At 46.2% G+C, this 14,084-nt stretch carries 11 protein-coding genes; 6 read left to right on the forward strand and 5 right to left on the reverse strand.

Features of this window, described 5'->3' with window-relative positions:
- Positions 1-227: 227 nt before the first annotated feature.
- Positions 228-1,475 carry a 3D domain-containing protein gene (locus ADIAL_RS11115; RefSeq protein WP_051503801.1) on the reverse strand — a complete coding sequence of 416 codons (1,248 nt, stop codon included), beginning with the start codon at positions 1,473-1,475 and terminating at the stop codon, positions 228-230.
- A 323-nt stretch (positions 1,476-1,798) separates the two neighbouring features.
- On the opposite strand from ADIAL_RS11115, the gene ADIAL_RS07180 reads away from it, so the two are divergent.
- From ADIAL_RS07180 to ADIAL_RS07190, 3 genes are all read left to right on the forward strand, one after another.
- On the forward strand, positions 1,799-3,373 hold the full coding sequence (locus ADIAL_RS07180; RefSeq protein ID WP_051503802.1) for a Ppx/GppA family phosphatase: 1,575 nt from the start codon (positions 1,799-1,801) through the stop codon (positions 3,371-3,373).
- Positions 3,370-5,508, forward strand: a complete 2,139-nt coding sequence (gene ppk1 / locus ADIAL_RS07185) for a polyphosphate kinase 1 (protein ID WP_034301925.1) — start codon at positions 3,370-3,372, stop codon at positions 5,506-5,508. The genes ADIAL_RS07180 and ppk1 overlap by 4 nt, the downstream gene beginning before the upstream one ends.
- A 223-nt stretch (positions 5,509-5,731) precedes the next feature.
- Positions 5,732-6,709, forward strand: coding sequence for a LacI family DNA-binding transcriptional regulator (locus tag ADIAL_RS07190; RefSeq protein ID WP_034301927.1), 978 nt, complete (start codon positions 5,732-5,734; stop codon positions 6,707-6,709).
- Positions 6,710-6,832: 123 nt separating this feature from the next.
- Here the strand turns inward: ADIAL_RS07190 and ADIAL_RS07195 are convergent, their stop codons facing one another.
- Genes ADIAL_RS07195 through ADIAL_RS07210 form a run of 4 tightly spaced genes read right to left on the reverse strand, consistent with a single transcriptional unit; the run spans position 6,833 to position 10,441 of the window.
- A complete protein-coding gene (locus ADIAL_RS07195) occupies positions 6,833-7,747 on the reverse strand; it encodes a metal ABC transporter permease (RefSeq protein ID WP_034301929.1) in 915 nt (304 codons plus the stop codon).
- A complete protein-coding gene (locus ADIAL_RS07200; RefSeq protein WP_197017775.1) occupies positions 7,744-8,670 on the reverse strand; it encodes a metal ABC transporter permease in 927 nt (308 codons plus the stop codon). Before ADIAL_RS07200 ends, ADIAL_RS07195 begins: the two co-directional genes overlap by 4 nt.
- Positions 8,667-9,428 carry a metal ABC transporter ATP-binding protein gene (locus ADIAL_RS07205; protein ID WP_034301930.1) on the reverse strand — a complete coding sequence of 254 codons (762 nt, stop codon included), beginning with the start codon at positions 9,426-9,428 and terminating at the stop codon, positions 8,667-8,669. Before ADIAL_RS07205 ends, ADIAL_RS07200 begins: the two co-directional genes overlap by 4 nt.
- A 38-nt stretch (positions 9,429-9,466) precedes the next feature.
- Positions 9,467-10,441 carry a metal ABC transporter solute-binding protein, Zn/Mn family gene (locus ADIAL_RS07210; protein WP_034301932.1) on the reverse strand — a complete coding sequence of 325 codons (975 nt, stop codon included), beginning with the start codon at positions 10,439-10,441 and terminating at the stop codon, positions 9,467-9,469.
- 164 nt (positions 10,442-10,605) lie between these two features.
- Between ADIAL_RS07210 and ADIAL_RS07215 the strand changes: the two genes are divergently transcribed.
- From ADIAL_RS07215 to pulA, 3 genes are all read left to right on the forward strand, one after another.
- A complete protein-coding gene (locus ADIAL_RS07215) occupies positions 10,606-11,259 on the forward strand; it encodes a metal-dependent transcriptional regulator (RefSeq protein WP_034301934.1) in 654 nt (217 codons plus the stop codon).
- Between the two features lie 329 nt (positions 11,260-11,588).
- Positions 11,589-11,966, forward strand: coding sequence for a VTT domain-containing protein (locus ADIAL_RS11620; RefSeq protein WP_034301936.1), 378 nt, complete (start codon positions 11,589-11,591; stop codon positions 11,964-11,966).
- A 103-nt stretch (positions 11,967-12,069) separates the two neighbouring features.
- On the forward strand, positions 12,070-14,055 hold the full coding sequence (pulA, locus tag ADIAL_RS07225) for a type I pullulanase (protein ID WP_034301938.1): 1,986 nt from the start codon (positions 12,070-12,072) through the stop codon (positions 14,053-14,055).
- Positions 14,056-14,084 lie beyond the last annotated feature (29 nt).

The raw sequence follows: 14,084 nt of genomic DNA on the forward strand, positions 1-14,084 counted from the left end.
TGCGCCGCAAAGACCGTTTGCGAGGCAACTCCAGACTTTCTGCTCCCCACTTGCATCATGTTATGCAGCGCTCTTCACTTATCGGTTAAAACAGTTCTGACCCTAGCCCCAGTAGTTAATGCATCTGGAAAATAATGTGAATAGTGGGCTGGAAAGTGCGTCAAAAAAATGTTCCATAGAAAAAGACTTCCAGAGCATTAGCCCCGAAAGTCTTTGAATAAAAACTATTAGTCAAGAATACGAACGTTAACGGTACGTCTTCCCCACTGCAAAGCCTCAGCTACAGTCTGGAAGTGAATGTCAATGATATTGCCACGGATTGCTCCACCCGTGTCTCCGGCAATGTAAACGCCCATGCCTTCTACTTCAACCATTGTTCCCAGTGGAATAATAGACGGATCAACAGCAATGACACGCGGGTTGACTCTTAAATCGATACCTGTCGCTGTATGTGTACTCAGGCTGGGCTGTCGAGTGGAGTAGCCTGTCGCTTGCATGCGCAAGGTTCTGCCTGAGCTCTGCTGGCTACTTGATTCTTCTGCTGGCGCTGAGCTGCTTTCTTGAGCTGGTGCGCTTGCAGTTGAGTTTGATGAGCGGCTGCTTGACGAGCTGTTACTGTTTGATGAGCGGCTGCTTGAACTTGACGCGCTCGCTGTCTGAGAAGATTCGGTAGGTGCCGAAGCGGACGCTTGAGCTGTTGAAGAACTTGTTGAAGAAATAGAAACTTCCTGTTCACTACTTTGCTGCTCAGCTGCCGCTCTTTCTTCTGCTTCTCTTCTAGCTGCAGCACGAGCTGCTTCTGCTCTCGCCACACGTCTGGCTTCTTCAATACGCGCTTCCTCAGCTGCTTCGCGTTCTACCAGCGTATTTAGCTGAGCTTCGTTGTCTCTGATTAAAGCTTGAAGCGAAGCCACCTTTTCATCATAATCAGCTTTCTGCTCCTGAGCCACTTCTCTGCTGTTTTGCAGTTCAGCTTGAGCTGTCAGTAGATTTTCATTTAGCTCGACTAAGACTTGAACCTCTTCTTGTGCAAGTTCAAGCTGCTGGTTACCTGCATCGGTCAGGCGCATAATAACAACGGCACGATTTAACAGATCGCCCAGACTTTGAGCTTCCAGTATAGTCAAAACAATATTCTGGTTGGTTTCGTTCAGCTGCAGGGACTGCAGTCTTTGACGAGCCTGTTCCAATCGTTCCTCAACAATTTTCTCCTGATCGTGTACTTCTTTCTCAGCTGTTTCGATTTCAACTTGCTTTCCATCGATTTCCTGATCAAGTTCAGCCATTTTAGTGCTTAATATGCTGACTTCTTCCATGACGGTATTCATTTCTCTCATCAATGAATCGATTTCAACTTGCTTATGTTCTTGCTGCTCCTTAAGAACTTCAAGGGTATCAGCTGAAGCAGATGGGGCATAGGCAAATGTTATCAATGCGGTCATTGCAACAACCATACCAGCTAAATTCTTTTTCATGGCGATAAAGAACAATCCTCTCTGTTTTGAATTTGAGATATCTTAAAATCAAATGTACAATGCCACGCTATTATACCGATAAATAAAATGAAGTACATTTCTATAATCTTACAATTTATTACAAGAAAGGGATAAATATGTCCAAAAAAACCTATTTATTCAAATTAATACATTGCCTACCAGCGATGTATTCGCTATCATTATTTTTGTAACATTCATGTAATCTTAGTGTGATTTTTGGACATACAGAGGTTAAATCAAGTAAAATAAAGAAGAATAAGTCTAGACAATCGCTTGAATGACTCAATAAGGAGTGTGTTTTAATGAAAAATGAACGGTTCAGTCTGATCGACGTCGGTTCAAATACAATTCGTCTAGTAGTTTTTGAGATGGACGAATACCAGGGTATCACGGAGCTTCAAAACATTAAGACCCCCGCTCGTCTAGTTCAGTATGTCAACGAGCAGAAAAACATGACTCAGGAAGGAATTGATGTTTTAGTCTCCGTCCTGAAGAGTTTTGCAGAAATTTCTCAGCGCTACAATGTGGACGGCTTTCGGGCCATTGCGACAGCAGCCGTTCGCCAGTCCGGCAACCGGAATGATATTATTCAATCAGTCAAAAATGAAGTTGGACTGGAACTGGAACTCCTTTCAGAAGAGAAAGAGGCTTTTTATGGAAATTATGCTGTCCGCCACACAATGGATTTGACCGATGGCATCAGTATCGATATCGGCGGTGGCAGTACTGAACTGACCCTATACAAGAATAAGGAGGTTCAAGCACTGCACAGTTTTCCTTTTGGAGCCGTCTCCTTGCAGAAGCGATTTTTTGAAGGCAAACAACACAGTGACAAAGAGGCTATCAGTAAGGCAGCCAAGTGGGTTAATGAACAGTTTTCCAGCTTCAGCTGGCTGATTGACGCTCAGGTCCCGCTGGTTGGAATAGGCGGTTCAGCCAGAAACTATGCTGAAATTAACCAGCGTCAGACTGACTACCCCATTGCTGGTATTCACCAGTATAAAATGACGCCCGATGAACTGACGGATACTTTTGAGTTACTCCGTTCTACTCCTTCAAAAAATATGGGCAGCCTGGACGGCCTAAGTGAGGACCGCCAAGATATCATTATTCCCGCAGGTATCGTCTTTACTGAATTGATGAAAGTCATCGGTGCCCCTATCTTTGCCATCAGTAATCGAGGTCTGCGGGAGGGGATTATCCTCGAAAGACTGAATAAGGAATACAGTGAACCCTACGATTTATATGGCATCAAGAGGCAGACCGTTCAGCGTCTGTTCAAGCAGTATGATATTCGGCCAATTAGTGCTCATCAGCGAATCATTCTCGCTGATCAGCTTCTGTCCCTTTTAAAAGAAAAGAAACTGCTGTCTATTGATGAGGAGCAGCTGTATTTGGTCCACTATGGAGCTACTCTCTATTATTTAGGCAGTTATATAGAAGATGATTCCAAATCCCAACATACCTTTTACATTATATCCAATACCAACCTCTTCGGCTTCGACCACAAAGACCGGGTCCGGCTGGCCCTAGTTGCCAGTTACAAAAACCGTTCGCTCTTCAAACAGTATGTTAAAGCGGTAGACAGCTGGTTTGAAGAAGAGGAAAAAGAAACCCTGCTCTATCTCGGTTGTGTCATCAAATTTGCTGAAGCTCTGAGTGATTCCCATGTTAACTTTGTCCAGGGTATGGATCTCAAGCAAACAGACAAAGAGAGCTTTGAACTGCATATCACCTATTCAGGCGATGCCATCGCAGAAAAGTATCGGGCAAACAAGCACAAGAATCACCTGGAACGGGTTCTGGGCAAACCCCTTGAGCTCTTTTTCCACAACGAAAATCAGCCTGCGGAAGCCATAAAGGGAGGAGACGCATGAACAGACCACTTCCTGATATCGAACATCCCGATTACTATCAGAACAGGGAGCTTTCCTGGCTCGATTTCAATGCCCGGGTCGTGGAAGAGGCCACGGATGACTCGAATCCTCTTTTAGAGCAGCTGAAATTTCTAGCTATAGGCAGTTCAAATTTGGATGAATTTTATAAAATACGTGTGGCCGGCCTCCAAGATCAGCTGAAGATGGGGGTAATGGAAAAAGACACGAAAAAGCAATGGTCTCCTAAAAAACAGCTGCAGGAAATCACGGCCAAAAATAGGCAGAATGTGGCCCGTCAGTACAGCTTGTTCGATGAGAAAAAAGAGCAGCTGAAAACACGTGGAGTCTTTTTTAAGAGGGTTCAGGATTTAGGAAAAAAAGACTATACGAAAGCCAGAAATCTGTTTGTCAAAGAAATCGAGCCGGCTGTCACTCCTTATGGTATCGATGCCTATCGTCCTTTCCCCCATTTAAGTGACGGGGTTCTCCACCTTTTTGTCACGCTGACAAAAGGCGGCCAAGACTACACGGCCATCATTCCCGTGCCGGCACGCCTGGCTAGGCTGCATTCTATCGACAGTGATGCGCATACCTATCTTCTAATGACTGAAGACATTATCCAATCATTTCTGCCGGACGTTTTTCACGGGTATGAGGTGAGCTGCAGCTTTGCTTTTCGGATTACCCGCAATGCCGATCTGGAAATACAAGAAGAAGGCGCAGATGATCTGCTGTCGGTTATTGAAGATTATCTTGAAAAACGGAAAAACGGAATGGCTGTCCGCCTGGAAATTCAGCAGCCAGCTGACGGAATAGATATAGAAGCAGAAATCAGTGTGCTGAAAAAAGCTTTATCCATTAAACAGCGGGATATTTATGTATTGAACGGCCCCATCGACCTCACCCTTTTATTTGAGGGTGTCGACCTGCTCAAAGACAAACATATTACAGATACTTATGTCCCCTTTGAGCCTTACCTGCCTGACACATATAAAAGAAAGAGCGTACACGAACTGGCAGACCGCTTCGATCTCTTTTTTCATCACCCTTTTGACTCTTTTGAGCCGGTCATCCGCTTTGTTCAAGAAGCTGCCAAGGATCCGGCCACTGTGTCAATCAAACAGACTCTCTACCGGGTAAGCCGAGATTCGCCGCTGATCGAAGCCCTAAAATCTGCTGCCAAAAATGGTATCCAGGTGACCGTTCTTGTTGAACTTAAAGCTCGCTTTGATGAAGCGAATAACGTCCACTGGGCCAAGGAGCTAGAAGAATCGGGTGCCCATATTCTTTATGGTGTCAAGGCACTCAAAACGCATAGCAAGGCTACTCTGATTGTCAAGAAAAGCTCTTCCGGCTTCAGACGTTATGTTCATTTGGGAACAGGAAATTACAACGAACAGACAGCCCGACTTTATACCGATATGGGCCTGATCACGACCAACAAGGAAATCACGCAGGACGTATTCACATTCTTCAACTATTTAAGCGGCTATGTGGAAGACCCCCATTATCATCACTTGCGTGTGTCCCCATTTGATATACGGGATATGTTTATTGAACATATCGAAAAAGAAATTCGCCTGCATAAGCAGTTCGGCAGTGGCCACATTATTGCCAAGATGAATTCACTGACAGATAAGAAAATGCTGCTTAAACTCTACGCTGCCAGCCAGGCCGGTGTGAAAATTGAGCTGATCGTCCGAGGCATTTGCTGTCTAATTCCCGGCATTCCTGGTGTAAGCGACAACATCACGGTCCGCAGCGTCATCGGACGCTTTCTTGAACACAGCCGCATCTACTACTTCAATCATAATGGAGAAGAAAATCTCTACCTGTCCTCAGCTGATATGATGACCCGCAATATGATCAAGCGTGTAGAGATTGCCTTTCCAGTGCTTGACCCTAAACGTAAAAGTCATATTCTGTCCATTTTGAAACTGTATCTTTATGATAATTCTAAAGCCTGGGAACTGGGGGCGGATAGTCTCTACAGAAAAACCCATCCCGGACAAACCAGTGTCCATGTACAGGACCTTCTTATGAGCTTGAGCCGGGAAGTACTGGTCGAAACAAGTAGTGACCGGTTCACCAAGGTTCGTAAACGTAAGCAAACATGGCGAGACCTCTTCCGCTGAATATCCAGCAGTGGATTCTGCCTCACCCCCCATTTGCTGCCTTGTTGAAAACTGCTATATAACGTTTTGCTTCAGGCTTGTCTTCTTTAAGAGGCTCTGCCTGAAGCTTACTTGCGTTCAGAGTCCAATTCTATCTACCCCTCAAACTCTTGGATATTCAACTCAAGAGCTTCCTCTACTGGCTTTTAATCTGCTATAATAAAAACGAAGAGGAGTGGGTAAAATGCCGACGATACAAGACATTGCAGAATATGCCGGGGTCTCTTCCGCGACCGTATCCCGTGTCATAAACTCAAGTGGATATGTCAGCAAAGAAACCAGACAGGCCGTTCAGCAGGCCATCGATCTGCTCAATTACAGCCCCAACAAAAACGCACAGCATCTGCGGACGGGCTCAACAAAAAATTTGGGAATTGTCAGTACCCAGTTCAATGATACAGCGGTGGCACGAATCAATTCTTTTATCAGTACCGCCTATGCAGCCGACTATACAACGACTCTTTTCGTAACCAATGGTGACCGCAGGCGTGAACTCGAGGCCTTTGATATGTTAAAAGCCAAGCAAATCGATGGTATCTTTCTCATTTATCGGGCTAACGACTGGGCTACTCTTGAAGGCTATGCGGCTTTCGGACCGGTCGTGACCCTACATAATGTGGAGTCTGATCAGATTCCGTCTGTCTATATCGATCATTATCAGGGACACCGACTGGCTCTAGACTACCTGTGGCAGACTGGCTGCCGAAACATCCTAAACCTTTACGGCACGGCAGCCGGCCGCAATACAAGGCGACGGGTTCTAGCCTACCAGGACTTCTGCCAGGACAAGCAGATCCGCCCCCATCCAGCTGAACCCTTTATCCATACCCTATCTGCTGAAAAAGTTGACGAGATCATCAACTGGATCCTCCAGCAGCCGAATAAACCGGATGGTGTAGTGACCCACTCAGACTCGATTGCAGCCCTGGTCGTGTCCAGGATTAGGCGAAAAGGATTGCGAGTGCCTGAAGACATAGCCGTAATTGGTTTTGACAACCTCGATGTAAGTGAAGTCATGGACATGACCACCGTCGACTACGGTATAGAAGAACAAGGGCAAAACGCCTGCCGGCTGCTGCTTGAGAAACTGGATCAGCCGACAGAACCCTTAACTCCGCTGTCTTTCCGGCTGATTGAACGGCTGACTACACGATCGAAATAAGCTCCGGCTGCAAAAAAGCTGCGCACCTTTTACAGATGCGCAGCTTTTCTATTTGATTGAAACACATGACCTGTCTTGCTCTCTCGTCCAGCGTTTCTCTTTATCAACAAGACCACTTTTTAGTCAGCTTTTTTGAGCCTGCTTAATCTGACGGTCGATTTTTTTAAGCTCTCTTCTCCGGTTCAAGGAAGCCTTGATCAGCCCTTTTTTGGGAGATAATACAAAGATCAGGAGGGTTGTGAACCCTGTAACGGTGGCAATCATACCCGCTATCGTTGTATCCAGTGCAAAAGCCAGCTGGACACCCACTACACTGTTTACGATAGCCAAGACGATACTTAAGGCGATCATGATATACAGCCGGTCAGTCAGCAAGTAGGCCGCCAGAGGGGGACCAACCATGAAGCCAACTACGAGAATCGAGCCTACAGAGTCATACGCTCCAACAGCAGTCAGTGATACCAAAGTCATCAGTCCATAATGGACCAGTACCGGCGAAAAACCGACGGCTGCTGCAAAGGCAGCATCGAAAGTAGTGAGTTTCAGTTCTTTGTAAAACAAAAAGATGAACAAACTATTTAAAATCAAAATCACCAGCATCGTCCATAAGGCTCGTGGTCCCAGGTCCATCCCCATGAAGACGAAGCGTCTGAACGGGGCAAAGGCGACTTCGCCCATCAGTACAGCATCAACGTCCAGATGAACATTCCCGGCATAACGAGTAATCAGAATGATTGCGATACTGAAAAACAGGGGAAAAATGATCCCGATAGCTGCATCATTTGATAGCAGCTTGGTCTGCTGCAGGGCTTCAATAGCCCAGACAGTCCCTACCCCGACCAAAGTTGCTCCAATCATCAACCAGGGAGATCTCAGATCCTGGGTAATGAAAAAAGCCAGAACGATTCCTAAAAGAACCGTGTGGGTAATGGCATCAGACACCATAGTTGTCCCTCGTAAAACTAGAAAGACGCCGGGCAGGGCACAGGTGACTGCTACAACAACAGCTACCATAGTGATCTGTGTAATCATGCTCATCCTTTACCCTCCTCTAGACTTCTGATCTGCTTCATGAAGGCTCTTTGTCTTTTTTTATAGGCGAAGTGATTGGCCAGAATGCCCCGTTTAGGAGAAAAGAATAAACTGATAAACACAAAGAAACTCACAACGACCACAATGGTTGGCCCCGTTGGAATACGGGCAGCCAGCGAGCTGATAAAGGTTCCCATCACTCCGGAAATAAAGCCAATGACTCCAGCGATGATCATCATCAGACTTAGACGGTCAGTCCATTGACGGGCTGCTACAGATGGCCCGATCAGCAGCGCACTGATCAGGATCACTCCAACAGATTCCAGCCCTAAGATGATGGTGATTACAATCATTGTCGACAGGAGGGTTTCCGTTATCTTACTGGAAAAGCCCAAGGTCCGAGCAAACATCGGATCAAAAGTGAATACTTTAAATTCTTTCCAGAACAGAACAACCAGCATCAGCAAAACAGAGCCTACAACAGCAATCAGCTGAACATCCCGTCTAAGCATCGCGCTTGCCTGCCCGAAGATAAAGTTGCTGAGTCCTGCCTGCCTCGCATTGGGATTGTTCTGGATAGCTGTCAGGATAACCAGTCCTAGACCGAAAAAGCTGGAAAGTACCAGAGACAGGGCACTATCCAGCTTAACGACCGTTTTCCGGCTCATGACCTGAATAATCAGCGTTGCTAGCAAGCCAGCAATCATTGCTCCCAGTAACAGAAGGGACAGCTCTTTCCTTTGAATAAGCAAAAAGGCAATACCTATTCCAGGAAGAGCAGCATGACTCAACGCATCGCCCAGCAAACTTTCTTTTCTAAGCGTAGCAAATGTGCCGATCACCCCGCTTAGTAGACCGAGAAAACCTGTTCCTAATGCAACGACTTGAAAAGTATAGTCATTCAAGAGCAAAACAATCTGGTCGATCATGACGGGTGTCCACCTTCTCCCAGATTTCTGTCCTGATGGTAGGTCTGGTCGATTGCCTCTTCTGTAAAGGCCTCCTTAACAGAGCCTTCAGCAATCACTTCCCTATTGATCAGCACGACATCATCAAAATACTGCTTGACTGTCTGCAAGTCATGGTGGACAACGATTACCGTTTTTCCTTGTCTGACCAACCCCTTCAGTAGTTGCATAATGATTCGCTCCGTCTTCATATCTACACCAGCTAGGGGTTCATCCATGATGTATATATCCGCCTCCTGTGCCAGTGCACGGGCCAGAAACACCCGCTGGCGTTGGCCTCCGGAAAGCTGGCTGATCTGCCTAGAAGCAAAGGTAGGCAGACCGACCTTCAAAAGCATTTGCTTGGCAATTTCCTTGTCCTTTTTACCTGGTCGTCTGATCCAGCCCAAATGACCGTAGCGGCCCATCAGAACGACATCCATAACGGTTGCCGGAAAATCCCAGTCTACTGTCGTATTTTGCGGAACATAGGCGACTCGGTTTTTGACCGCTTTGTATGCACGGTCCTGCTGGTCATCGACGGAGAAACTGATACTGCCTGTAATCGGCTGAATAAAACTCAGCATGGACTTGATCAGGGTGGATTTGCCGGCGCCGTTAGGACCAATCACCGCTGTCAGACGCTCTTTTTTGAATTGGATAGAAATATCCCATAAAACGGGCTTGGCATCGTAGGCAACGGTCAGATGATCGACCCTTATCGCTTCGGCTTTATCCACAACAGTTCCTTCTTTCTCTAATAAATTCTTGCTTCTGCTTAGTTAGTCAGACCATCGACAATCGTGTCGATATTGGCTCTGAACATTTCAATGTAGGTATCTGTTCCGTCATCCGGACTTCCCAAGGCGTCAGAGTAAAGCTCCCCTGCATTTTCCACTTCGTGTCCTCGACTGGCAGCTGCTTCAATCAGGGCTTCGATTCCTCTTGGAGATACCGATGTCTCGACAAATACTGCATTGATTTCATTGTCTGCCAGGAAATCAGCCAGACTACTGATGTCTGCTGTCCCTGCTTCTGTCTGAGGGTTCAGACCCTGAAGTCCCAGCACTTCAAAATTAAATTCTTCGCCAAAATACTGGAAGGCATCGTGTGCAGTGACCAGGTATCTTGACTGTTCAGGTACTTCTTCAATTCTTTCTTCTATATATTCTCTTAACTCGGCCAGTTCGTCAAGGTAGTTTTCTGCATTCTCTCTGAAATAGTCTTCACTTTCCGGCTCTTTTTCACTTAAGCGATCAGCTACATGCTCTGTTACCGTTTCCCAGTGGGCAACACTGAACCAGATATGCGGATCGTATTCCAAATCTTCCTCGTCTTCTTCTGGATCCAGCAGTACTGAGGTGTCCATTGCGTCTTCAGCAGTGATGGTAAAGACACCCTGCTGTTCCAGCTGGTCAAACACTTCAACGAAGCGCTCCTCAAGCATCAAGCCATTATATGCTACGATGTCTGCTTCAGTCATCGCATTGACATCAGATGTAGACGGCTGGTAATCATGCGGGTCGATTCCAGGACCCATCAGGCCTGTGACCTCAACTCGCTCGCCACCAATCACTTCCATCAGATCGGCCATCATCGTGGTGGTAGCAACAACATTCAGCTCAGCTGCTTCTGCAACCTCTTCAGTTGATTCAACTGCTTGCTCATCAACCGCTTCTTCTGTTTCTCCATTTCCACACGCTGCCAGCAGCATGACACTTCCAAATAGTAGACTTGCTCTGATCTTTCTCATTACCTAACACTCCTATAATATTTAAATTTAGTCTTTAACTTTTTTTAGTCTACCCTAAAAATATTTTACAGTCAACCCTAGTTTATTTTTCAGGCTCATTTTGACCTTTCTGCTTAAATATGGTACAACTTTAGAATAGATGAATAATATAAAGGGGTAACTTTATGACACCCAATAAAGAAGATTTTATAAAAGCGATTCATGAACTCGGAGGCCAGGATACTGTGGTCACCAACAAAGAGCTGGTCCGTTCACTTTCCATCTCAGCCGCATCTGTCACGGAAATGAACAACCGGCTGCTCAAGGAAGAGCTGATTACCCACCTGCCTTACCAGGGGGTTCAACTAACTGAAAAAGGGCTGCTTATCGCCAATCAGCTGATCCGCAAACACCGGATATGGGAAGTCTTTCTGGCTGAAAAGCTTGGTTACGACTGGAATGAAGTGCACGCCGATGCAGACTTACTGGAGCACGCTTCATCGGATTTTTTGATTGAGCGCCTGAATATCTTTCTCGGCGAGCCAACTTTCGATCCTCATGGAGGCGTCATTCCGAACAAAGACGGGACTATTCCTGAAATTCACTCCACCCCACTCATTGAATGCCAGACAGGGGACCGTTTCAAAATAAAAGAAGTTGACGACCAAGAAGACTTTCTGGAGTACCTTTTGTACAAAAAGGTCAAACTCGGAAAGGAATATACAATCAGCGATATCGAGCCCTACGATGGGCCCTTTACACTGGAAGCCCTTAATGGAGAGCGGACTCTGATTGGACACAAGGCAGCTTTTAAAATACTTGTTGAACTTCTGAACTGACTGACAGAGGTCTTCCCTGCAAAGGTCAAACCGTTTAAAAAAAGCGCTCCTATGAGCGTTTTTTTTGTTATCCTGATAATATATAAGCATAAAAAGAGAGAGGTGGGGTTGATGTGACAATCATGAACCGGAAGATTGAACAAATAGACGCTCTAAGCTTGCTCAGCCTTCTCCTGTCACTGATTCTTCTTTTTTTCGTGTAGGAGAGTGGAGGCTTTGAATCTCGGGCAAACTTTGTTCGCTAGGTCAAAAGTTTTGGCTCTTGTGCTGTTGTCTTATTTATCCTGCTCCAGATCCTGCAGCTGTTTCTTCCTCTGCTTCCTTCAGCCATGACCGATATAGCCGGAGTCGTCCTTTTCATCCTTGTGATTGGAGTCGTCAATAGTTATGTAAGCATCAGCATGTGTTTTATCCTTGCTTTCCTACAAGTACGCCGCTACGGTGAAACAGCTCTCAGTAGCCTTGTCAGCCAAGCCAGACTTCAAAAATACGAGGCGAATCTAACCAACAGCAAGTCATTCTCACGTTGTTTCACTCTGATCACTTTTCTTCCTTTTGCTCCTGATAATGTTATCTGCTATTTGGCTGGACCCTCTGATATGAGCACGCATCGCGTCATCCTGCCCATTTTGCTAAGAAACCCTCTTTCCGTTGCTTTCTACAGTATCGGCTGGTTCAATCTGCTTCAGTTTATCGGTTTCCTGTGACGCATTAAAGAGACTTGCTCACTTTATTGTCTGGTCTAATTTCTTCTATATAAGTTCTTTCTGCATGGTATACTCTTGTTAGAAAGAGGAAAGGAATTTTGCTATGGATATCAAACAGCCCCTTGAATTGCGCATCCCGTATCTGGAAGACCGCCTGTATGAAAAAAATGATTTGGGTCTCAATTATCATCAGAATTATTCAACGTTTAAAGTCTGGTCTCCCCTTGCCAAAGAAGCCTGGCTCTGCCTATATGACTCCGCTGATGCCTTAGATCCTGTCCGCAAACTCCGCATGACTGCCAGAGAAAATGTCTGGTCTATTAAAGTCAGCGATGATTTGAACGGGTATTTCTATACGTATGTTTTTGTGCACGATAAAAAAGAAGTGGAAACAGCCGATCTGTATAGTACAGCTGTCGGCCTGAACGGTGACCGCTCGGCAATCATCAACTTAAGCGACACCGATCCTGAAGGATGGCAGGAAGATTATTTTGATCAGGTTGATGCTATTACTGAAGCCATCATCTACGAAGTGCATGTGGAAGATTTTTCGAGTGACGAAGCAGCTGATTTCAACCCGGACTTCCGCGGGAAATACTTGGCTTTTACTGAAACAGGAGTGACTGTGGAAGGTGTCTCTGACCAGCCAGCCGGCCTGGACTATCTGACTGACCTGGGTATCAATTATGTTCATGTCTTACCTGCCTTCGATTACCAGAATGATGAAGAATCTAATGCTTACAACTGGGGCTATGATCCTAAAAATTACATGGTACCGGAAGGCAAGTATGCCACAGATCCCGCTGACCCGACTGCACGCATCAGAGAATTCAAGGCCATGGTCGCCAGTCTGCATGCCCGGGGAATCGGTGTCATTCTCGATGTCGTCTACAATCACACCTTTGATCTTGGTCGATCCGCCTTCCAGAAAACCGTACCCGACTATTATTACCGACAGAACCAAGACGGTTCTCCTGCCAATGGTTCCGGCTGTGGCAATGAAACTGCCAGTGAACGACGAATGATGCGTAAATACATCATTGATTCGCTGATGTACTGGATTGAAGAGTACCACATCGACGGTATCCGTTTTGACTTGATGGGCCTGCATGATGTGCAGACGATGAACCTGCTGAGAGAGACGCTGAATGCCAATGGCCATGAAAAGGTCCTAATATACGGCGAGCCATGGAACGCAGGCAGTGTTGCTATATTTGAACCCAATAAGCCCGCGGACAAGTACCATGTGGGAGAACTGGCCGATGGAATTGCGATATTTAATGACGAATTCCGTGATGCTATTAAAGGTCCAGTTTTTGATGCCGGTCAAGGCGCCTTTCTTCAAGGAGCCAACGGTCGTGAAGGCAGTGCCTATTCAAACAGCGATCTGATTGCTAGTATTTTGGCCAATACCCAGCAGCATGTCGGCCGCTTCAGTCTTCCCCAGGAAAAGAACTGGGCCCGTACACCAGCACAGGTCGTTACCTATGCCTCGGCTCACGACAATCTAACACTTTACGACAAGCTGGTCGCATCGCGCACCGATCGCAGCTCCTACGGACGAAACGTCGAGCTGATTCAACTGAATAAAATCAATGCGGCCCTTTTGTTCACTTCCCTGGGCGGTACCTTTTTCCAGGCTGGTGAAGAGTTTGCCCGGACCAAAGCCGGAGATGAGAACAGCTACCGCTCTTCCATCAACATCAATCAGCTGGATTGGAGGCGTGCTTATGATAACAAAGATTTAAGAAACTACTACAAAGGTATGATTCAGATTCGCAGACACTACCGGCCACTTCAGGACAGGACCAACAAGACCGGTGACAATATCACTTTCTCTCAGTTGAGAGAAAACGTCATCGCCTACACCATTCCCAACACGTCGGGTGAAGGCGACTGGTCAATCATGGCGGTGATTGCCAATACAAGCGACCATTCCGACTGGGTCGAATTGAAAAGCAGTTTCCCGCTTCCCGATGAATGGACGATTTTAGCCAACCGGCATACAGCGGGAACCCGTTCTCTAGGAACAGTTATCGGCAATCTTCTGCTGATCAATTCGAAGGAAGTTCTGGTTCTCGTCGCCTGATTGCGCAAAAAACTTTAATGATGAAGGAG

It is taken from the genome of Alkalibacterium sp. AK22, assembly GCF_000585255.1.
Lineage (GTDB): Bacteria > Bacillota > Bacilli > Lactobacillales > Carnobacteriaceae_A > Alkalibacterium.

What these genes read in the sequence shown, in the direction of transcription:
- ADIAL_RS07215 (WP_034301934.1), top strand. Translation starts at nt 10,606, where the DNA reads ATGACACCCAATAAAGAAGATTTTATAAAAGCGATTCATGAACTCGGA.
- ADIAL_RS07195 (WP_034301929.1), bottom strand. Translation starts at nt 7,747, where the DNA reads ATGAGCATGATTACACAGATCACTATGGTAGCTGTTGTTGTAGCAGTC.
- ADIAL_RS07200 (WP_197017775.1), bottom strand. Translation starts at nt 8,670, where the DNA reads ATGATCGACCAGATTGTTTTGCTCTTGAATGACTATACTTTTCAAGTC.
- pulA (WP_034301938.1), top strand. Translation starts at nt 12,070, where the DNA reads ATGGATATCAAACAGCCCCTTGAATTGCGCATCCCGTATCTGGAAGAC.
- ADIAL_RS07180 (WP_051503802.1), top strand. Translation starts at nt 1,799, where the DNA reads ATGAAAAATGAACGGTTCAGTCTGATCGACGTCGGTTCAAATACAATT.
- ADIAL_RS07210 (WP_034301932.1), bottom strand. Translation starts at nt 10,441, where the DNA reads ATGAGAAAGATCAGAGCAAGTCTACTATTTGGAAGTGTCATGCTGCTG.
- ppk1 (WP_034301925.1), top strand. Translation starts at nt 3,370, where the DNA reads ATGAACAGACCACTTCCTGATATCGAACATCCCGATTACTATCAGAAC.
- ADIAL_RS07190 (WP_034301927.1), top strand. Translation starts at nt 5,732, where the DNA reads ATGCCGACGATACAAGACATTGCAGAATATGCCGGGGTCTCTTCCGCG.
- ADIAL_RS11620 (WP_034301936.1), top strand. Translation starts at nt 11,589, where the DNA reads ATGACCGATATAGCCGGAGTCGTCCTTTTCATCCTTGTGATTGGAGTC.
- ADIAL_RS11115 (WP_051503801.1), bottom strand. Translation starts at nt 1,475, where the DNA reads ATGAAAAAGAATTTAGCTGGTATGGTTGTTGCAATGACCGCATTGATA.